Below are 19,615 nucleotides of genomic sequence, written 5' to 3' on the forward strand. Positions count from 1 at the left end.
GACCAGGATGTCGTGGTTGCCGACATCGAACGCCTTCTGGACCACGTTCTTCATGTCCCACGGGGCGAGGAACTGGCCCTTCTTGATGTTCACCGGCTTGCCGGCCTTCGCGACGTTCTGGATGAAGTCGGTCTGGCGGCAGAGAAATGCCGGGGTCTGCAGCACGTCGACGACGGCGGCGACCTCGTTCATCGGCGTGTATTCGTGCACGTCGGTGATGACCGGCACGCCGATCTGCTTCTTCACCGCGTCAAGCACCTTCAGGCCTTCTTCGAGGCCGGGGCCGCGGAAGCTGCCGCCGGAAGAGCGATTTGCCTTGTCGAAGCTCGACTTGAAAATGAAGTTGATGCCGAGACGATCGGTGATCTCTTTCAGCTTGCCGGCGACATCGAGCTGGAGCTGCATCGACTCGATGACGCAGGGACCGGCGATCAGGAACAGCGGCTGGTCGAGACCGACCTCAAAACCACAGAGCTTCATGCCGCGGACTCCTGGGAACGGATGGCGAGCTTTTCACCGTCACGGACGGCCTTGTACTCGCGGGCGGCACGAACGAAGCCGATGAAGAGCGGGTGGCCCTCGCGCGGCGTCGAGGTGAATTCCGGGTGCGCCTGGCAGCCGAGGAACCACGGATGCACGTGACGCGGCAGCTCGACGATCTCGACGAGGAGGTCGTCCATCGACTTGCCCGAGATGACCATGCCGAGATCTTCGAACGACTGGCGATAGCGGTTGTTGAACTCGTAGCGATGACGATGACGCTCGCGCACCACGTCTTCGCCGTAGAGCTCACGCGCCAGCGTGCCGGCCTTGAGACGGCACTCCTGCGCGCCCAGGCGCATGGTGCCGCCGAGATCGGAACGCTCGCTGCGCTGCTCGGTCTCGCCGGCGGCCGTGGTCCATTCGGTGATCAGGGCGATGACCGGGTCCGGCGTGTTGCGATCGTTCTCGCTCGAGTCCGCCTGCTTGAGGCCGGCCGTGTTGCGTGCGAACTCGACCACCGCGGCATGCATGCCGTAGCAGATGCCGAAGTACGGAATGCCGGTCTCACGGGCGAACTGCGCCGCGAGGATCTTGCCTTCGAAACCACGCTTGCCGAAGCCGCCCGGCACGAGGATGGCATCGGAGTCGCCGAGCACCGCGCGCGCACCGCGCGCTTCGACGTCTTCGGAATCCACCCAGTGCAGGTTCACACGGGCCGACTGGTTGATACCGCCATGACGCAGCGCTTCCGCGAGCGACTTGTAGGCATCCTTGTGTTCGACGTACTTGCCGACGATGGCGACATTCACTTCGTCGCGCGGATGCTCGACGGCTTCGACCGTGCGAATCCAGCTGGAAAGATCGGCCGGACCGGCATCGAGACCCAGGCGCTTGATGACGAGATCGTCCAGGCCCTGCTCGTGCAGCCACATCGGCAGCTTGTAGATGACATCGACATCGATCGTGCTGATGACGGCGTTCTTCGGCACGTTGGTGAACAGCGCGATCTTATGACGCTCGGCATCCGGCAACGGTTCTTCGCAGCGGCACAGCAGGACGTCGGCCTGGATACCGATGGACCGCAGTTCCTTGACCGAATGCTGGGTCGGCTTGGTCTTGATCTCGCCGGCGGCCTTGATATACGGGACAAGGGTGAGGTGCACGAACATGCACTTCTCCGCACCGTGCTCGATGCGCAGCTGACGGATGGCTTCGAGGAAGGGCAGCGATTCGATATCGCCCACGGTGCCGCCCACTTCCACCAGCGCCACGTCGTAACCGCGCGTCGCCTCGTGGATGGAATGCTTGATCTCGTCGGTGATGTGCGGGATGACCTGCACGGTCGCACCAAGGTAGTCGCCGCGGCGCTCCTTGCGGATGACCGACTCATAGATCTTGCCGGCGGTGATCGAATTCTTGCCGGTGAGGCGCGTGCGGACGAAGCGCTCGTAATGGCCCAGGTCCAGGTCGGTCTCGGCACCATCGTCGGTGACGTAGACCTCACCGTGCTGGAAGGGACTCATGGTGCCCGGATCCACGTTGATGTACGGATCGAGCTTCATCATGGTGACGGAGAGACCGCGCGCCTCGAGAATGGAGGCGAGCGACGCCGCTGCGATGCCCTTCCCGAGGGAAGACACCACACCGCCGGTGACGAAAATCAGGGGAGTCATGCGAGCAGCCAGTGCTGGAAATCGGTATTTTACACGGGCGCGCCCTCACTCGCGAGGGGCAGACTGAACGTGCCGAATCGGAGCGGTCGTTTTACCATCGGGGAATGACCGCCCAGCCCATCCCCGTCCGTCTTGAAGCCCTTCGCGCCGCCATGGCCCGCGAAGGCGTCGCCGCCGTCGTCGTCCCCTCCGCCGACCCCCACCTGTCCGAGTACCTGCCGCCGCGCTGGCAGGCCCGGGAATGGCTTTCCGGCTTCACCGGTTCATCCGGCACCCTGGTCGTAACGACCGCCGGTGGCGGCCTGTGGACCGATTCACGCTATTTCTCCCAGGCAGAACAGGAACTTGCCGGAAGCGGCCTGCCCCTGATGCGGCTGAACGTGGCGCATACGCCCGAGCACATCGCGTGGCTTGCCGAGCAGCTCCGTCCGGGCGACGTCGTCGCGGCAGCGGGTGACAGCCTGGACGTTTCCGGCGCCGAGACCCTTGCACGGCGCCTCGAAGCGGCCGGCGCCACCTTGCGCACCGACCTCGACCTGCCCGCCGCCATCTGGCCCGACCGCCCGGGCCGACCGGATGCCCCGGTGTTCGCCCACGCGGCGCCGTTCGCCGCCGTCGACCGTGCCGACAAGCTGCGTCACGTGCGCACGGCCATGCGCCGGGCCGGCGCCACCCATCACTTGCTGTCGAGCCTCGACGACATCGCCTGGCTGACCAACCTGCGTGGCGCGGATGTCGAGTACAACCCGGTCTTCCTGGCCCACCTGCTGATCGACGACAGCAAGACCACGCTGTTCATCGATGCCGCCAAGGTTCCCGCCGAGATCAGGCAGGCATTGGCGGCGGATGGCATCGGCCTCGCCGACTACAGCACCGCCGCCTCGGCGATCGCAGCCCTGCCGGACGATGCCGTGCTCATGCTGGATCCCGGCCATGTGGTCGTATCCATCCTCGAAGGCTTGTCGCCTTCGGTGCGACAGGTTCGCGCCGCCCACCCGTCGACGATGCAGAAGGCGCGCAAGACGACCGAGGAGCTCGACCACGTCCGCGACGTCATGCGTCGTGACGGCGCCGCGCTCGCCCATGCGTTCCGCCGCATCGAAGCCACCGTCACCGCTGGCGAACCGCTGACCGAGCTCGACGTCGACACCCTCGTCCGTGAGGCCCGTAGTGCCCAATCCGGCTTCGTCGGCGAGAGCTTCTCGACGATCGCCGCCTACCAGGCCAACGGCGCCCTCCCCCATTACCGGGCCACCGAAGCGCACTTCAGCCCGCTGGCGGCCAAAGGCCTGCTCCTGATCGACTCGGGCGGCCAGTACCTCGGGGGCACCACCGACATCACCCGTGTGCTCGCCCTGGGTCCGGTCACCGACGAGCAACGCCGCGACTCGACCCTCGTGCTCAAGGGAATGATCGCGCTCTCGCGGGCGCGTTTCCCCAAGGGCGCCAGCGGTCCGCAACTCGACGCGCTGGCCCGTGCCCCGCTCTGGGCCGCCGGCATGGACTATGGCCACGGCACCGGCCACGGCGTGGGCTATTTCCTCAACGTCCATGAAGGCCCGCATGGCATCCGGGCGCCCCGGGCAGGCGTCGCGCTGGTCCCGCTGGAGACCGGCATGATCACCTCGATCGAACCCGGCCTCTACAAGCCCGGCCGCTACGGCATCCGCCATGAAAACCTGGCCGTGGTGACCCAGGCCGACAGCACCGAGTTCGGCGACTTCTTCGCCTTCGAGACCCTCACCCTGTGCCCGTTCGACCGCAGGGGCCTCGAGCCCCGCCTGCTCGAGCCGTCCGAGCGCGCCTGGCTGGACGACTATCACGCGACGGTACGCGCCGCTCTGTCACCCTTGCTCGACGGCGCCGACCGCGAATGGCTCGAATGGCACTGCGCGCCGCTCTGAAGGCCAGAGCTAGCCTCCCCACGGCTCGGTAGGAGCCGATTGATCGGCGATCCCGCGGCAGCGGGGCCAGGGTGTCGCAAGCACCCCTCGCCAGGGTGTCGCGAGCACCCATCGCCGATGAATCGGCTCCTACCCAAGCCGGGGCTAACGATCTCACCGGGTGACATCCCGGCCTGCAAGACTTGACCGCCTTGTGCGGCTCACCCCATCCTGCCCGGCTACGAACGGCCTCGATACCTAATGAATACTCGCTACAACGCTGCAGACATCGAAGTCCTCAGCGGCCTTGACCCCGTCAAGCGCCGCCCTGGCATGTACACCGACACCTCGCGACCCAACCACCTGGCGCAGGAAGTCATCGATAACTCGGTCGACGAAGCCCTCGCCGGCCACGCGAAGACCATCGACGTCACCGTGTTCAACGACGGCTCGGTGGAAGTCACCGATGATGGTCGCGGCATGCCCGTGGATATCCATCCCGAAGAAGGCGTGCCCGGTATCGAGCTGATCCTCACGCGCCTGCACGCGGGCGGCAAGTTCTCGAACAAGAACTACGCCTTCTCCGGCGGCCTGCACGGCGTCGGCGTGTCCGTGGTGAATGCGCTGTCGCACCGGGTGGACGTGACCATCCGCCGCGATGGCCAGGAATACCGCATGAGCTTCGCCAACGGCGATCGCGCCAGCGAGCTCGAAGTCATCGGCACCGTGCCGAAGAAGAAGACCGGCACCACGCTGCGCTTCTGGCCGGATGCGAAGTATTTCGACACCCCGAAGATCCTCGTTTCCAAGCTCAAGCATCTGCTCCGCGCCAAGGCCGTGCTCTGCGCGGGCCTGACCGTGCGCCTGCTCGACGAAGCCTCCGGCGAAACCACCGAGTGGTACTTCGAGGATGGCCTGCCCGACTACCTGCGCGGTGAACTGCAGGGCGCCGAGGCGCTGCCGTCGGGTCTTTTCGTCAAGCACTTCGCCCGCGAAACCGACGCGCTCGACGTCGCGCTCGCCTGGTTGCCGGAAGGCGACCTGGTGCAGGAAAGCTACGTCAACCTGATCCCCACCGCGCAGGGCGGCACTCACGTGAACGGCCTGCGCTCCGGCCTCACCAATGCCATTCGCGAGTTCTGCGACCTGCGCAACCTGCTGCCGCGTGGCGTGAAGCTGGCCCCGGAAGATGTCTGGGAGCGCCTGGCCTTCGTGCTCAGCGTCAAGCTGCAGGATGCCCAGTTCGCTGGCCAGACCAAAGAGCGCCTGTCCTCGCGCGCTGCCGCCGGCATCGTCGAGGGCGTGGTGCACGACGCTTTCAGCCTGTGGTTGAACCAGCATGTGGAAACCGGCGAGAAGATCGCCCAGCTCGCGATCGAACGCGCCAGCGCACGCCTGAAGGCCGCCAAGCAGGTCGTCCGCAAGAAGATCACCTCGGGCCCTGCCCTGCCCGGCAAGCTCGCCGACTGCGCGTCGACCGACCTCAGCCGCACCGAAATCTTCCTCGTCGAGGGCGATTCGGCAGGCGGCTCCGCCAAGCAGGCACGCGACAAGGATTTCCAGGCGATCATGCCGTTGCGCGGCAAGATCCTGAACACCTGGGAAGTCGATTCGAACGCCGTGCTCGCCTCGCAGGAAGTGCACGACCTCGCCGTCGCGATCGGCTGCGATCCCGGCAAGGACGACCTCAGCGGTTTGCGCTACGGCAAGGTCGTGATCCTCGCCGACGCGGACTCCGACGGCCTGCACATCGCCACTCTGCTCTCCGCGCTGTTCCTGAAACACTTCCCCACCCTGGTCAGCCAGGGTCACGTCTTCGTCGCCATGCCGCCCCTGTTCCGCGTGGACGTGGGCAAGCAGGTGTTCTATTGCCTCGACGAGGAAGAGAAGCGCCTGATGCTGGAGAAGGTCGAGCGCGAGAAGATGAAGGGTGCGGTGAGTGTCACGCGCTTCAAGGGCCTGGGCGAGATGAACCCGGCGCAGCTGCGCGAATCCACCGTCCACCCGGACACGCGCCGCCTGGTGCAGCTCACGATCGAAGTGGACGACGGCACCAACAAGCTGATGGACATGCTGCTGGCGAAGAAACGTGCGAGCGATCGCAAGCAGTGGCTGGAAGACAAGGGCGACYTGGCCACCCTGGAGGTCTAAGGACGAGTTGTTGTGGAAAAAAAAAACCGGCGCAAGCCGGTTTTTTCTTGTCAGCGGCTCCTTGTGGGAGCCGCTTCAGCGGCGATGCGCTCAGCGACGCGAGCGAATCGCCTGGATCAACGCACGCGTGGCGCCATCGAACTGCGACAGGTCGCCAGCGTCCTTGTCATTCGCGAGCGAGGGATAGATCTGCTTGGCGATGGTCTTGCCCAGCTCCACGCCCCACTGGTCGAACGCGTTGATGCCCCACAGGTGACCGAGCAGGAACACCTTGTGCTCGTACAGCGCGATCAGCGCACCCAGCGAATGCGGGGTGAGCGAGTCGAGCATGAACACCGTGCTCGGGCGGTCACCCTTGAACGTGCGCTGCGCGGCGAGCGCGTGGCGCTCTTCCTCGGTACCCGTCTTGGCTTCGGCGAGCGCTTCCTCGTAGGTCTTGCCCAGCGACAGCGCAGCCGCCTGCGCGAGCAGGTTCGAAGTCAGCACGTCCTGGTTCTCGCGCAACGGATGCGCCGGCTTGACCAGGCCGATGAATTCCAGCGGCACGATATCCGTACCCTGGTGCAGCGCCTGGAAGTAAGCGTGCTGCGCATTGGTGCCGATGCTGCCCCAGACGACCGGGACGCTGGCCTGCTTCACTTCCGTGCCGTCGCTCGGATGCACGTGCTTGCCGAGGCTTTCCATCTCCAGCTGCTGGAGGTAAGACGGCAGATCGACCAGCGCATCCACATAGGGAATCACGGCGCGGCTGGTGGTGCCGAGGATGTTGCGGTTCCAGATCTCGGCGATGGCCAGCAGGACCGGAAGGTTGTCCTTCCACTCCGCGCTGCGGAAATGATCGTCCGTCTCGGCGGCACCGGCGAGCAGGTCACGGAAGCCCTTCATCCCGATGGCGAACGCGATCGACGCGCCCACCGCCGACCACAGCGAGTAGCGACCGCCGACGTAATCCCACATCGGAAGAACCTGCGAAGCCCCCCACTTGTGGACGGCTTCGTCGTTGGAGCTCACGGCGATGAAATGCTTCGACGCCTTGGCCTCGTCGCCGCCTTCGGCCTTCAGGATCCAGTTGCGGAACACGCCGCCATTGAGCAGCGTTTCCTGCGTGTTGAAGCTCTTGGACACCAGGATGACCAGCGTGCGTGCCGGGTCCAGCTTCTTCATCAGGTCCGTCGCGGCCTGGCCGTCGACGTTGGTGAGGAAGTGACTGTTGATGCCATCGACGTGGAACTGCTCGAGCGCATGCACGGCCAGGCGCGGACCGAGATCCGAACCACCGATGCCGATATTGACCACGTCGGTGACACGACCGATCAGGCCGACCGACTCGCCTTCGCCCTTGTGCACGGCGTTGACGAGGGTTTCCATCTTGTCCAGCGCGTCGGCGACTTCCTTGCGGACGTCGGCCGGTGCGGCCGGGTGGCGCGAGGCACCACCGCGCAACGCGGTATGCAGCACCGCGCGGTCTTCGGATGTGTTGATGTGCTTGCCTTCGAACATCGCGTCGCGCGCGGCTTTCCAGCCGGTGCTTTCGATGTACTCACCGACGGCGTCGAGCGCCGCGATGTCGAGCTTCTGACGGGATGCGTCGAGAAGGATCGGACCCATGCGTCGACGCAGGCGCTCACCGCGGGCTTCGTCCTGGACGAGGGCGCGGAGATTGGTGGCGGCGAGACGGGAGGCGTGCTCCTCGAAGGAGGGCAGACGGTCGTGCTTTGATTCCATGGCTTCCACTTGGCGGCGACGGAGAGGGGAATCCCGATCTTACCGCAGTGCAGCGTAGGTGGATTGCAAAATCAAACAATGTAGGAGCGGACTTTGTCCGCGAACCCTCAGCGGTGATTTTGCGAATGAGGCCTTGCATGGCAACTGGCCGGCTTTCCCAGCTTACGGAGCGGCTGTTGGCTTCGTAGGTGAGGACCGCTCGCACCGATGAGGTTCAAAGCCTCATTCGGTGCCTGGGTAAGCCTGAGGGTTCGCGGACGAAGTCCGCTCCTACAACGCAGGCTGCTTACGCAGCCTGCTTGGGAATCGAATGATTCGTGTGTGTAATACGGTTGTTCGCGTCGACGTAAACCAGGTCCGGCTGGTACTTGGCCATCTCAGCCTCGGACAGGCCGACGAAGGCGGCGATGATCACCAGGTCACCGGTGGACACGCGGCGCGCGGCGCTACCGTTCACGGAGATGATGCCCGAGCCCTCTTCCGCACGCAGCGCGTACGTGACGAAGCGTTCGCCGTTGCTGATGTTCCAGGCGTGGATCTGCTCGTACTCGCGGATACCCGCAGCGTCGAGCAGGTTGCCGTCGATGGCGATCGAACCTTCGTAGTTCAGCTCGGCGTGAGTCACCGTGGCCCGGTGGATCTTGCACTTGAGCATGTTGAGGTGCATGGCGGTCTCTGGAGTTTGGCGGTTACAAAAACGCCCATTCTAACGGAGGGTTGCCCGCTCCGTCGCATGGGCTTCCTCTGTCGGAGCGCTTTATGGGGGACGGCGCCTGGAAACGCAAGTCCCCGTTCGTGAAGGGATTCAGTCGAAAGGCAGGTTATCGATCAGACGGGTGGCGCCCAGGCGGGCGGCCACCAGCGCCACCAGCCCTTCCCGCTCGTCCGGACCCGGCTCGGCCAGGTCCTCGGCGCGGCGTATCGCCACGTAGTCCGGAACGAACCCGGCGCGCTCCAGGCGGGCCTTGGCGGCCTGCTCCAATGCCTGCCAGCTGTGGCCCTGGCGGAAAAGCTCACGGGTCTGCTGCAGGGTCGAATAGATCTGCGGCGCCCGTGCGCGCTCCTGGGTCGTCAGGTACTGGTTGCGCGAGCTCATGGCCAGGCCATCCTCGTCGCGCAGGGTAGCGCCCGACATGACCTTCACCGGCAGGGACAGGTCACGGACCATCCGCTCGATCACCTTGAGCTGCTGGAAGTCCTTCTGGCCGAAGACCGCGAGGTCCGGCTGGACCAGGCTGAACAACTTTGCGACCACCGTGGCCACGCCGTCGAAATGGCCCGGGCGATGGGCGCCTTCGAGGGTTTCGGTCAGGTCGGGCACATGGATGCTCACGCTGGACGCGGCGCCGAACGGATACAGCGTCGAGACCTCGGGCGCGAACAGGATGTCGCAACCGGCCTCGGCCAGCCCCGCCTGATCCTGCGCGAGGGTGCGCGGATAGCGCTCGAAATCCTCACCCGGTCCGAACTGGGTCGGGTTGACGAAGACACTGGCGATCACGCGGTCGGCGCGCGCGCGGGCGAGCTTCAGCAAGGAGTGATGCCCGGCGTGCAGGTTGCCCATCGTCGGCACGAAGCCGACGTTCTGGCCAGCGTTGCGCCACCCGCGAACGGTAGCGCGGAGGGCGGCGGCATCGGTAACGGTTTGCATGGTGGAACCCTCAGCTGAAACTGTGTTCGACGCCGGGGAAGCGCTGTTCACGCACGTCCGCGACGTAGGCACCGATGGCGCCCTGGATGGAATCGCGTCCCGCGAGGAAATCCTTGGAAAACTTCGGTCGCTTGCCCGGCGTGAGGCCGAGCAGGTCGTAAACGACCAGGACCTGGCCGTCGCAGTCGACGCCTGCGCCGATGCCGATGACCGGAATCGACAGCTCTGCCGTGATGCGCGCGGCAAGCGCCGAAGGCACGCACTCCAGTACGAGCAGGTCGGCACCGGCGGCCTCGACCGCCTTCGCGTCGGCGAACAGCTTGTCGGCGGCATCCTGGGTCTTGCCCTGCACCTTGTAGCCACCGAATTTGTTCACCGACTGCGGCGTCAGGCCGAGGTGGCTGCATACCGGTATGTCGCGCTCGGCCAGTGCCGCGATGACCTCGCAGATGCGACCGGCACCTTCGATCTTGACCATCGCGGCACCGCCCTGCCCGACCAACCGTGCGGCGGCCTCCATCGCGGTGGGGACATCGCGATCGCTCATGAACGGCAGGTCGGCGACCAGCAACGTGGCCGACAGGCCGCGCGCCGTGGCGGCGGTGTGATAGACCATGTCGTCGACCGTGACCGGCAAGGTGCTCGAACGCCCTTGCACCACCATGCCCAGCGAATCGCCGACCAGGGCGACATCGACCCCGGCGGATTCCAGTTGGGCAGCGAAACTCGCGTCGTAGGCGGTGAGCATCACGATCTTCCGGCCTTCGGCTTTCATCGCCTTCAGGCCCGGCACGGTCACCGGCTTACGCGCCGGCGCGCTCGTTTTTTCCACGTACACGCTGTGTCGCCTCGTTGGGTGAAACCGGAATTGTCCGCCTTGCCGAGCGCTAGCTCAACCAAGGCTCAGGAAAGCGGTGTGCAGGCCCGCGCGTCGATCCTCGCCAGCAGGTCGTCGACGCGCCCCACACCGGGCAAGACGGCGTCAGCGGCGATATCCGCCAGGGGCAATAGCACGAAGGCGCGCTCGGCGATCCGCGGATGCGGCACGGTCAGGCGCTCGTCGTCGATCACGTCATCGCCATAGGCCAGCAGGTCGAGGTCGATCGTGCGAGGGCCCCAACGCTCACCATCGCGAACGCGGCCAAATGCACGCTCGGTCGCCAGCAAGGCATCCAGCAATGCCAAGGGGGGCAAGCTCGTATCGACGGCGATAGCCGCGTTGACGAAGTCGGGCTGCTCGACATGCCCCCAGGGCGGCGTACGGTAGAACCGCGACCGTGCCACGACGGCGACACCGGGCAAGGCATCCAGGGCGGCGATCGCGGCATCGAGCCGTTCACGCACCTCACCCAGGTTGCCGCCGAGTCCGATCAGGGCGCGAACGATCACGCGCCGCCCGAATCGCCCTTGCCGCGACCACCGGGCTTGCGCCGACGACGGCGCTTGCGCGCAGGCGCCGTGGCCGACACGGTCGCCTCGTGCACCGGCACGCCACCGCCACCGAGTGCGGCAGCGAGCATCTCCGGCGGCAACTGCTGCGCGTGTGCCCACCATTCGCCGAGCTCACGCATGCTCTCGGATTCGTGGGCGCGCAACAGCAGGAAGTCGAACGCCGCGCGGAAACGCGGATGGGACATCAGCCGGAACACGCGCTTGCGATGGATCTGCTCGAACCGCGGCTGCAGCGACCAGATCTCTTCCATCGTGAAGGTAAAACGGCGCGGAATGGCGACGCGCTGGCACTGCTCGCCGACCACGTGCACCGCGGCGCGCTGCCAGGCTTCGTTGATATCGAAACCCTGGGCGATCCAGCCGTGTGCCTGGTCACGTACTTCGCCCCACAGGAGGACGGCGTACAGGAAGGCCGGCGTTACCGACTTGCCCTCGGCGATGCGTGCATCCGTGTTGGCCAGGCCCTGCTCGACCAGCGCACGCAGCGCCTGGTCACCGCGCTCGAGAGCACGAGCAGTCGCCGGGAAAAGGAATTTCAGCAGGCCGCAGGCTTCAAGCATCTTGAAGCTCTTCAGGCCGTGACCGGCAAGGAACAACTTCAGCGATTCGTCGAACAGGCGTGCCGGCGCGGCTTCTCCGAGGAGGTGACCCAGCGTGGCGAACGGCGCCTGGGCTTCCCTGTCGATGGTAAAGCCGAGCTTCGCCGCGAGACGGGCGGCACGAAGCATGCGCACCGGGTCTTCGCGATAGCGCTGGTCGGGGTCGCCGATCAGCCGCATGGTCTTGTCTTCGAGGTCCTGCATGCCGCCGACGTAGTCGCGCACGCTGAAATCGGAGATGTCGTAGTAGAGCGCGTTGACACGGAAGTCGCGGCGGACGGCGTCTTCCTCGATCGTGCCCCAGATGTTGTCCCGGACGATCCGGCCGTCGACGATGTGTCGGTCGCCCTCACCGCCCGTGCCGTCCTCGCCGGTGCCACGGAAGGTGGCGACCTCGATGATCTCGGGCCCGAAGACCACATGGGCCAGGCGGAAGCGCCGGCCGATCAGGCGGCAATTGCGAAACAGCCCCTTGACCTCGTCCGGCGTCGCATTGGTCGCCACATCGAAGTCTTTCGGGTGACCACCGAGCAAGAGGTCGCGCACGGCACCGCCGACCAGATAGGCAGCGAACCCCGCGTCGTGCAGACGGTAGAGGACGCGCAAGGCGGCCTTGCTGATGTTCTTGCGGGAAATGGAGTGCTGTTCGCGCGGGATGACGCGGAGCGTCGGCGCAACCTCATTCCTGGTTTCGGGATTCAAGCGGTCGTGGTCCTGGCGGGCGCGGATGCGTCCTTCAAGTGGCTGCCCCCACCGGCGGCCGGTGTCGGGATGAATGAGACACAATGTAGCGAATTAGACCCCGGCCGACGAGCATGCAAAAAAGCGTTGCCCGGCTCCGGGATTTCGCTATACTAGCGCGCTTCGTACCCCACGTACGACCTGCTCCCTTCGTCTAGTGGTCTAGGACACTGCCCTCTCAAGGCGGGAACACGAGTTCGAACCTCGTAGGGAGCACCACTTTTCCTCTTTCGGCGCCCTTCTTCGCATGACCTTTGTCGTTACCGACAACTGCATCAAGTGCAAGTACACGGACTGCGTCGAGGTTTGCCCGGTCGACGCCTTTCACCAAGGCCCGAACTTCCTGGTGATCAATCCGGACGAGTGCATCGACTGCACCCTGTGCGAGCCGGAATGCCCGATCAACGCCATCTACCCCGAGGACGACGTCCCCGCGGGTCAAGAGGTGTTCGTCGCGCTGAATGCCGAGCTTGCCAAGGCATGGCCGGTCATCACCGAGCGCAAGGACGGCCTCCCGGACGCCAAGGACTGGGAAGGCAAGCCGGACAAGATCGACCTGCTCGAGCGCTGATCGAGCCACCCCTAGCTGTTGTTGTAGGAGCCGATTCATCGGCGATGGGTGCTTGCCTAAAACCCGGCTGGCCATCTGGCTTGTTGCTGCATCTGGCCCGCTGCCGCGGGTTCGCCGATGAATCGGCTCCTACCGAGATCTGCGTTGCGCTTCCAAGCCAAAAAAAACGCCGCCTCGAGGGCGGCGTTTTTTCGTGCGGCGGGTGGACTTACTTGCTGCCCATCCGCGACTTCAGCGAGTCGACCACGCGACGGACGCCATCGGCGTCGCCCTGGGCACGGATTTCGCTGCCGGTGCCGCTCGGGTTGACCGTCAGCACGACCGTGTGGCTTGCGCCCTGGGCCGAGGCCGGTGCGTCCTTGGCATCCTGGTTGTCCTTGCCACCGCCGAACATGCGGCGGAACAGGCCCGGACGGGCTTCCGGACGGCCCGGCTTGGCGGCGATCTGGTAGGTGTGATTGGTGTCGTCGTGAGCGATCACGTTGCCCAGGTCACCCTGGCTCAGCTGCTCGCCGATACGCTTGTAAGCGGTCTCGACATCGTCGGCCAGGACGAAGCCATCCGACACGGGCGCGGCATTGGTCGCAGCAGCATTGGCGGCTGCGGCGCCCGAACCCACCTCGGGAATGACCAGGGCGGCGCTCGTCGACGGCGTATCGAGGCCCGGAGGGATCTCGAGTGGAGCTTCCTGCTGGGCACGATCCCAGTCCTTCTTCGAGCGGAACGCACCGCAACCGGACACCAGCAGGGCGGAAAGAATCAATGCCGGGACGACCAGCGCGTACGAGGTTTTCTTCATGAACTCGGGTTCCGTTGAATAGGGTTGCTTCAGGCAGCGGACGACAATGGTGCCAGAGCGGCGAGCGTTTCGCGCACTCTGACCAGCGCCGGGCCCGCTTCCAGCTCGACCAGGGGCAGCCGCGGAGCGGCCGAACCGAGCCCCAGCGCGGCCAGACCGGCCTTCACCGCGATCGGGTTCGGCGCGCAATTGAGCGCGTCGATCAGCGGAGCCAGGCGTGCCGTCTCCCTCGCGGCCCGCTCCGGGTCGCCCGAACGGGCGGCGTCGCAGAAGGCGCGGAAGGCTTCGGGCACGAGATTGGCCACGACCGAAATGGTTCCGGCAGCGCCCGCCAGCATGGCCTGGTGGGCCGAGCCGTCGTCGCCGCTGAGGTAGACGAAATCCGGACGAATAAGTTCCGCCAGGGCACGAATGCGCTCGGCATCGCCCCGGGCTTCCTTGATGCCGATGATGCCCGGATGGTCGCGAAGGACCGCCACGGTTTCCGTCGCGATATCGGTGCCGGTCCGCGGCGGCACGTTATAGAGGATGACCGGGAGGCCGCCCTCGTCGGCCACGGCGAGGAAATGCCTGCGCATGCCCTCCTGGGTCGGACGGACGTAGAACGGCGCCACGACCAGGGCCGCGTCCGCGCCAAGGGACTTGGCAAGGCGGGTGGTGGCGATGGTTTTGGCAGTGCCTGCCTCGCCGGTGCCGGCGATGACAGGAATACGGTGATTCACGTGTTTCACGGCAAAGGCGAGCAGGCGCTCGAATTCATCGTGCTCGAGGAAATGGGACTCGCCCGTCGACCCGGCGACGACGACGCCCTGGGTGCCACCGGCGATCTGCTGGTCGAGCAGTCGGCCGAACGCGTCGAGATCGAGAGAGCCGTCGGCGGCGAACGGCGTCGCCAGCGCGGTGATGCTTCCGGAGATGTCCAAGGTGAAACCCGTTGAGTTACCAGCCGTTCGCATGTTACCGGGGCACCTGCGGCGAGTCCATTCGGGGTGTGCGTCCATCATTCCATGCGGAGTGTCTTGCTTGCGTGCGACACAGCCAAGTAAGCTCGGGCCCGTAGCGACGCCCTGCGCCCCGCGGGTCGCGCCATCGGTAGTCGAGCCTTGAATCGTTCTGCAGTACGTAGCACCACCGCCGATAACCAGCTGCTCATTTCGACGCTGTCGCCGGCGCATCGCGCCCCGATCCTCGCGTTGGCCAAGCGCATCGCCGACTCCGGCTGCAACATGGCCGACGCCCGCGTCTCCACGATCGGCAACGACACTTCGGTGATGCTGCTCGCCTCGGGCGCCTGGGATGCGGTGGCGAAGCTGGAAACCGCGCTGGGCAAGCTGGCCCGCGACGAAGAATTGCAGATCGTCCATTACCGCACCACGCCGCGCGAGCCGACGTCGCACCTGCTGCCTTATCTGGTCGAGGTGATCGCCGCCGACCGTCCGGGCATCCTGGTCAAGATCATCGAGTTCTTTTCGCGCCGCGACATCAGCGTCGAGCAACTCACCTCCATGCGTTACCAGGCCATGCAGACCGGCGCCGAAATGTTCCAGGCGCAGATCACCATCGGCATCCCGTCGGAAACGCATATCGCCGCGCTGCGCGACGATTTCCTCGAACTGTGCGATGGCCTCAATCTCGATGCCATCATGGACCCCGTGAAGTTCTGACCCATACGTTCCAACCCAAGGGAAGACAGACCTACGCATGATCGGCAAGGGCAAGAAGCTACCCAAACTCGAAGGCGCCCTGGGCGATGGCACCCGCCTGTCGCTGGCCTCCCTCCACGGCAAGTGGGTCGTCGTTTTCTTCTACCCGAAGGACAACACGCCGGGTTGCACGAACGAGGCAAAGGATTTCCGCGATCTTTACGGCGAATTCCAGGCGGTGAACGCCGAGGTCATCGGTGTCTCCCGCGATTCCGTGCGCTCGCACGCGAACTTCGCGAGCAAACACGAACTGCCCTTTCCGCTCGTCTCCGACGCCGACGAAGCCTGGTCCCAGGCGTTCGACGTCATCCATGAAAAAGTCCTCTACGGCAAGCGCTACCTCGGCGTGGTCCGGAGTACGTTCCTGATCGACCCCAACGGCAAGCTCGCCGCGGAATGGCGCGGGATCAAGATCCCCGGCCATGCGCGAGCGGTGCTCGAGAGTGTTCCCACCGCGTGACGGATACCGCGTCATGCGGCTCCTCCCCCCGGCCGTCGCCGTGCGGCCGGTTTTGCAACCTCTGCAAGAGGTCACTTCCGTATGACCGGAAGCAAGCGCATCTACGCCCTCGACACCAACGTGCTGCTGCACGACCCGACGTCGCTGTTCCGCTTCGAGGAGCACGACGTCTTCATACCGATGACGGTGCTGGAGGAACTGGACGACAAGAAGAAAGGCGGCTCGGAAGTCTCGCGCAACGGCCGCCAGGTAAGCCGTTTCCTCAATGAACTGATCGAACGCGGCGGCGGCGATGGCATCCGCAACGGCGTGGAGCTGATCAACCCGCAGGGCATCAAGCTCAATCGCGGCGCCGTGGGCCGGCTGTTCTTCCAGCAGCGCACGGGCCATGGCAACGGCAAGGCCGACAACCAGATCCTGGCCGCCGTCATCGACCTGCGTGACCAGTTTCCGGACCGGCCGGTCATCCTGGTCTCCAAAGACATCAACTTGCGGATCAAGGCGTCGATCTACGGCATCACCGCCGAAGACTACGAGAACGACCGCGCGCTGGACGACTTCGCCCTGCTCTTTACCGGCTCGGACGCCCTGCCCGAGGACTTCTGGACACGGCATCCGGAACTGCGCTCGTGGAACGAGCGTGGCCGCACGTTCTACGAAATGGACATGCACGAGGACGAGAACTGGTACGCCAACGAATGCCTGTACATGCCCGGCGAGAACGATGTCGAGCTACGCGTACTGGAGATACGTGGCGACGAGGACAACCGCAAGGCCAAGCTCGTCCTGCTCGACGACCACACGCACGCGGCGCACGGCGTCTGGGGCATCGCGGCGCGCAATCGCGAGCAGAACTTCGCGATGAACCTGCTGATGGATCCCGACGTCGATTTCGTCACCCTGCTCGGCACGGCCGGTACGGGCAAGACGCTGCTCGCCCTCGCCGCGGGCCTGGCGCAGGTGATGGACCAGCAGCGTTACCGCGAGATCATCATGACCCGTGCAACGGTCTCGGTCGGCGAGGACATCGGCTTCCTGCCGGGTACGGAGGAAGAGAAGATGACGCCGTGGATGGGCGCCCTCACCGATAACCTCGAGGTGCTGGCCAACCCGGAAGAAGGCGGATCATGGGGCCGTCAGGCCACCAACGACCTGCTTGCCTCACGCGTGAAGATCCGCTCGCTGAACTTCATGCGCGGCCGCACCTTCCTTAGCCGCTACCTCATCATCGACGAGGCGCAGAACCTCACCCCGAAGCAGATGAAGACCCTGATCACGCGTGCCGGTCCGGGCACGAAGATTGTCTGCCTGGGCAACGTGGAGCAGATCGACACGCCTTACCTGACGGAAACCACATCGGGCCTCACTTACGCGGTGGACCGCTTCAAGATGTGGGCCCACTCGGGGCACATCACCCTCAAACGTGGCGAGCGGTCGAGACTGGCCGATTTCGCGTCCGAAGCGTTGTAAGCAAGAGCAAAAGCGCGGACAGCGATGTCCGCGCTTTTTTTTCGGATAGCTCGCTGCGCGAGCTCATGCTCTCAATGTAGGAGCCGATTCATCGGCGATGCCCTGCGAGAATCGCGAGGGCCATAACAGCCACGAAGGCCGAGGAAGCCGCGAGGGGTAAGACCCTTGGCGCCGCCGGCGCAGCTCGTCGAGGCGGGCGGTAGCTGCACGCTCGCTCCGTCAGCCGGTCGGGGCCGCCCTCAGCTCATGCGGCGCCAAGGGCCTTACCCCTCGCAGCACCGAACGTTGAGGTCGCGTCTGGTCGAGCCCACCGCCCCCCAGGCTGCAGTGCTGCTCTCGTAGGAGCCGATTCATCGGCGAACACCGTCCGATGACGCGAACCATCACCCGCTATCCTCTACGCCATGACGGCAAAACCAAACACCCTCACCATCGCAGGCTCAGACTCCGGCGGCGGTGCCGGCATTCAGGCCGACCTGAAGACTTTCCACGCACGCGGCACGCATGGGCTGACCGCCATCACGGCAGTGACCTCACAGAACACGCGTGGCGTAACAGCGGTTCATACGCTGCCCCTCTCTCACATCCGCAGCCAGATCGAGGCCGTGTTCGACGACTTCCCGGTAGCTGCGGTAAAGACCGGCATGCTCGGCAGTGCGGCCGTAACGCGGTTGGTCGCGAAAGAAATGCGCCTGCGAAAGCCAGCCTGGCTGGTCGTCGATCCGGTGATGATCGCGACAAGCGGCGCACGCTTGCTCGACGACGATGCGCTTGAGGCGATGGCTACTCGGTTGATTCCCTTAGCCGACGTCCTCACGCCCAACCTGCCCGAAGCCGAAGCACTGCTCGGTAAGCCCTTGGGCCGCGACATGGACGCTGTCGGTGCCGACCTGCTCGCCCTGGGCGCGCGCGGCGTGCTTCTGAAGGGCGGGCACGGGAAGGGGCGCGAGGTGATCGATCGTTTTTACGATGCGAGCGGTGTCACCGAAGTTCGTCACCCTCGCCTGCCCTTTGAAGGCCACGGCAGTGGGTGCACGCTGGCTTCGGCCGTGGCGGCGGGGCTGGCTCGGGGCAAATCGCCGCACGTGGCCGCCCGGGAGGCGATCGCGTGGGTTAACAAGGCCTTCCAGCGCGCTTGGCGGCCCGGCGGCGGCTCGGTCTACGTGCTCGGGCACTGAGGCCGGAGTATCCTAGGCGCGTTGATACAGGCCACTCGCGGCCCTAGGTATCGCTTGCCCTGGTCGAGTCCACCCCATGAATTTCCTCGGGCCCCGCTTCATCGTCCTGTATGTGCTGATCCTGTTCACGCTCTGCGTGTTGCTGGTGCACCTGCGCGGGCGTTCACGCCTGCGCTTCGATCGCCAGCTGGTCGATCATTCGGCCATCTTCGCACCGTACAACCTGCTGATGTATGCCTTCTCCGCCGTGCCGGCGCGGCCGATCCTCGATCGTGCGGGATTCCCACAGCTGGACCTGCTCCAGGGCAACTGGGAGAAGATTCGCGAAGAAGCGATGCACCTGTTCGACGAAGGCTTTATCCGCTCCGCCGAAAAGCACAGCGACGCGAGCTTCAACTCGTTCTTCAAGCAGGGCTGGAAGCGCTTTTACCTGAAGTGGTACGGCGAGCCGCTGGCCTCGGCCGAGGCGCTCTGCCCGGAAACGGTCAAGCTGCTGAATTCGATTCCGAGCGTGAAGGCGGCAATGTTCGCCCTGCTCCCGCCAGGCAGCAAGCTCAACCCACACCGCGACCCGTTCGCCGGCTCGCTGCGTTACCACCTCGGCCTGATCACCCCGAACTCCGATGACTGCCGGATCTTCGTCGACGGTGAAATGCACGCGTGGCGCGACGGCAAGGACGTGGTCTTCGACGAAACCTACGTGCACTGGGCCGAGAACCGCACGGACCAGACCCGCGTCATCCTCTTCGCCGATGTCGAGCGCCCGCTGAAGAGCCGCCTGATGACCGGCATCAACAAGCGCGTCGGCGCCTTCATGGGATCGATCACCGCCTCGCCGAACGACGACGAGAGCAGCGAGCAGGTCGGCTTCGTCAATCGCATGTTCGCGCTGAACAACCGCGGCCGCGCACGCACACGCAAGTTCAAGAAGGCCAATCCGAAGCTGTTCCGCGTGATCAAGTACATCGGCATCGTGCTGATGATCTGGCTGGTCTTTCTGGCGCCTTATCCGTTCTTTCGCGGAAACAGCTAGGTTGATGCACGCTGGTTATCGCCGATGAATCGGCTCCTACAAA

At 65.2% G+C, this 19,615-nt stretch carries 18 protein-coding genes and 1 tRNA gene; 9 read left to right on the top strand and 10 right to left on the bottom strand.

From position 1 onward, the window contains the following. Both kdsA and AC1DYM_RS10920 read right to left on the bottom strand, forming a co-directional pair. The coding region (gene kdsA, locus AC1DYM_RS10915) for a 3-deoxy-8-phosphooctulonate synthase (RefSeq protein WP_477338173.1) at positions 1 to 480 on the bottom strand (480 nt) is incomplete at its 3' end. Then, positions 477 to 2,156, bottom strand: a complete 1,680-nt coding sequence (locus AC1DYM_RS10920) for a CTP synthase (RefSeq protein ID WP_477338175.1) — start codon at positions 2,154 to 2,156, stop codon at positions 477 to 479. The genes AC1DYM_RS10920 and kdsA, both read right to left, overlap by 4 nt. Before the next feature lie 104 nt (positions 2,157 to 2,260). On the opposite strand from AC1DYM_RS10920, the gene AC1DYM_RS10925 reads away from it, so the two are divergent. Together AC1DYM_RS10925 and parE are read left to right on the top strand one after the other, a co-directional pair. Further along, positions 2,261 to 4,060, top strand: coding sequence for an aminopeptidase P family protein (locus AC1DYM_RS10925; RefSeq protein WP_477338176.1), 1,800 nt, complete (start codon positions 2,261 to 2,263; stop codon positions 4,058 to 4,060). Positions 4,061 to 4,300: 240 nt separating this feature from the next. Continuing rightward, a complete protein-coding gene (gene parE, locus AC1DYM_RS10930) occupies positions 4,301 to 6,190 on the top strand; it encodes a DNA topoisomerase IV subunit B (protein ID WP_477338177.1) in 1,890 nt (629 codons plus the stop codon). 90 nt (positions 6,191 to 6,280) lie between these two features. Here the strand turns inward: parE and pgi are convergent, their stop codons facing one another. The 6 genes from pgi to pcnB all read right to left on the bottom strand — a co-directional run bounded on the left by pgi (position 6,281) and on the right by pcnB (position 12,319). After that, entirely contained in the window at positions 6,281 to 7,915 is a 1,635-nt protein-coding gene (gene pgi / locus AC1DYM_RS10935) for a glucose-6-phosphate isomerase (protein ID WP_477338179.1), read from the bottom strand. 286 nt (positions 7,916 to 8,201) lie between these two features. Continuing rightward, complete coding sequence (panD, locus tag AC1DYM_RS10940; RefSeq protein ID WP_046967327.1) at positions 8,202 to 8,582, bottom strand: aspartate 1-decarboxylase; 381 nt, start codon at positions 8,580 to 8,582, stop codon at positions 8,202 to 8,204. A gap of 138 nt (positions 8,583 to 8,720) precedes the next feature. After that, a complete protein-coding gene (gene panC / locus AC1DYM_RS10945; RefSeq protein ID WP_477338181.1) occupies positions 8,721 to 9,566 on the bottom strand; it encodes a pantoate--beta-alanine ligase in 846 nt (281 codons plus the stop codon). Positions 9,567 to 9,576: 10 nt separating this feature from the next. After that, a complete protein-coding gene (panB, locus tag AC1DYM_RS10950; RefSeq protein WP_477338182.1) occupies positions 9,577 to 10,404 on the bottom strand; it encodes a 3-methyl-2-oxobutanoate hydroxymethyltransferase in 828 nt (275 codons plus the stop codon). 65 nt (positions 10,405 to 10,469) lie between these two features. Continuing rightward, complete coding sequence (gene folK, locus AC1DYM_RS10955; protein ID WP_477338331.1) at positions 10,470 to 10,952, bottom strand: 2-amino-4-hydroxy-6-hydroxymethyldihydropteridine diphosphokinase; 483 nt, start codon at positions 10,950 to 10,952, stop codon at positions 10,470 to 10,472. Further along, complete coding sequence (pcnB, locus tag AC1DYM_RS10960) at positions 10,952 to 12,319, bottom strand: polynucleotide adenylyltransferase PcnB (protein WP_477338184.1); 1,368 nt, start codon at positions 12,317 to 12,319, stop codon at positions 10,952 to 10,954. Before pcnB ends, folK begins: the two co-directional genes overlap by 1 nt. Positions 12,320 to 12,501: 182 nt before the next feature. Here pcnB and AC1DYM_RS10965 point away from each other — a divergent pair. Further along, positions 12,502 to 12,577, top strand: a tRNA-Glu gene (locus tag AC1DYM_RS10965). 28 nt (positions 12,578 to 12,605) lie between these two features. Beyond that, a complete protein-coding gene (gene fdxA, locus AC1DYM_RS10970) occupies positions 12,606 to 12,929 on the top strand; it encodes a ferredoxin FdxA (protein WP_477338186.1) in 324 nt (107 codons plus the stop codon). 208 nt (positions 12,930 to 13,137) lie between these two features. Here fdxA and AC1DYM_RS10975 read toward each other — a convergent pair whose 3' ends face one another. Further along, the gene (locus tag AC1DYM_RS10975) at positions 13,138 to 13,728 is read right to left on the bottom strand and encodes a hypothetical protein (protein ID WP_477338188.1); all 591 of its coding nucleotides are present in this window, start codon (positions 13,726 to 13,728) and stop codon (positions 13,138 to 13,140) included. A gap of 29 nt (positions 13,729 to 13,757) precedes the next feature. Beyond that, the gene (dapA, locus tag AC1DYM_RS10980; RefSeq protein ID WP_477338190.1) at positions 13,758 to 14,684 is read right to left on the bottom strand and encodes a 4-hydroxy-tetrahydrodipicolinate synthase; all 927 of its coding nucleotides are present in this window, start codon (positions 14,682 to 14,684) and stop codon (positions 13,758 to 13,760) included. A 132-nt stretch (positions 14,685 to 14,816) separates the two neighbouring features. Here dapA and AC1DYM_RS10985 point away from each other — a divergent pair, with 132 nt between their 5' ends. The 5 genes from AC1DYM_RS10985 (at position 14,817) to AC1DYM_RS11005 (ending at position 19,572) form a co-directional block, all read left to right on the top strand. Next, positions 14,817 to 15,392, top strand: a complete 576-nt coding sequence (locus tag AC1DYM_RS10985; RefSeq protein WP_046967334.1) for a glycine cleavage system transcriptional repressor — start codon at positions 14,817 to 14,819, stop codon at positions 15,390 to 15,392. A gap of 37 nt (positions 15,393 to 15,429) precedes the next feature. Further along, positions 15,430 to 15,891: a peroxiredoxin gene (locus AC1DYM_RS10990; protein WP_477338192.1), complete on the top strand. Its 462-nt coding sequence runs from the start codon at positions 15,430 to 15,432 to the stop codon at positions 15,889 to 15,891. A gap of 81 nt (positions 15,892 to 15,972) precedes the next feature. Next, positions 15,973 to 17,361, top strand: coding sequence for a PhoH family protein (locus tag AC1DYM_RS10995; RefSeq protein WP_477338194.1), 1,389 nt, complete (start codon positions 15,973 to 15,975; stop codon positions 17,359 to 17,361). Between the two features lie 404 nt (positions 17,362 to 17,765). Then, complete coding sequence (thiD, locus tag AC1DYM_RS11000) at positions 17,766 to 18,539, top strand: bifunctional hydroxymethylpyrimidine kinase/phosphomethylpyrimidine kinase (RefSeq protein WP_477338196.1); 774 nt, start codon at positions 17,766 to 17,768, stop codon at positions 18,537 to 18,539. A gap of 76 nt (positions 18,540 to 18,615) precedes the next feature. Beyond that, positions 18,616 to 19,572, top strand: coding sequence for an aspartyl/asparaginyl beta-hydroxylase domain-containing protein (locus AC1DYM_RS11005; protein WP_477338198.1), 957 nt, complete (start codon positions 18,616 to 18,618; stop codon positions 19,570 to 19,572). The last annotated feature ends 43 nt before the right edge of the window (positions 19,573 to 19,615 follow it).

Source organism: Luteibacter sp. P1_D3 (assembly GCF_056406135.1).

Bases quoted from the DNA above. Each gene is read 5' to 3' on its own strand.
- AC1DYM_RS10920 (WP_477338175.1), bottom strand. From the start codon at position 2,156: ATGACTCCCCTGATTTTCGTCACCGGCGGTGTGGTGTCTTCCCTCGGG.
- AC1DYM_RS10925 (WP_477338176.1), top strand. From the start codon at position 2,261: ATGACCGCCCAGCCCATCCCCGTCCGTCTTGAAGCCCTTCGCGCCGCC.
- pgi (WP_477338179.1), bottom strand. From the start codon at position 7,915: ATGGAATCAAAGCACGACCGTCTGCCCTCCTTCGAGGAGCACGCCTCC.
- panD (WP_046967327.1), bottom strand. From the start codon at position 8,582: ATGCACCTCAACATGCTCAAGTGCAAGATCCACCGGGCCACGGTGACT.
- panC (WP_477338181.1), bottom strand. From the start codon at position 9,566: ATGCAAACCGTTACCGATGCCGCCGCCCTCCGCGCTACCGTTCGCGGG.
- fdxA (WP_477338186.1), top strand. From the start codon at position 12,606: ATGACCTTTGTCGTTACCGACAACTGCATCAAGTGCAAGTACACGGAC.
- AC1DYM_RS10975 (WP_477338188.1), bottom strand. From the start codon at position 13,728: ATGAAGAAAACCTCGTACGCGCTGGTCGTCCCGGCATTGATTCTTTCC.
- dapA (WP_477338190.1), bottom strand. From the start codon at position 14,684: ATGCGAACGGCTGGTAACTCAACGGGTTTCACCTTGGACATCTCCGGA.
- AC1DYM_RS10990 (WP_477338192.1), top strand. From the start codon at position 15,430: ATGATCGGCAAGGGCAAGAAGCTACCCAAACTCGAAGGCGCCCTGGGC.
- AC1DYM_RS10995 (WP_477338194.1), top strand. From the start codon at position 15,973: ATGACCGGAAGCAAGCGCATCTACGCCCTCGACACCAACGTGCTGCTG.
- thiD (WP_477338196.1), top strand. From the start codon at position 17,766: ATGACGGCAAAACCAAACACCCTCACCATCGCAGGCTCAGACTCCGGC.
- AC1DYM_RS11005 (WP_477338198.1), top strand. From the start codon at position 18,616: ATGAATTTCCTCGGGCCCCGCTTCATCGTCCTGTATGTGCTGATCCTG.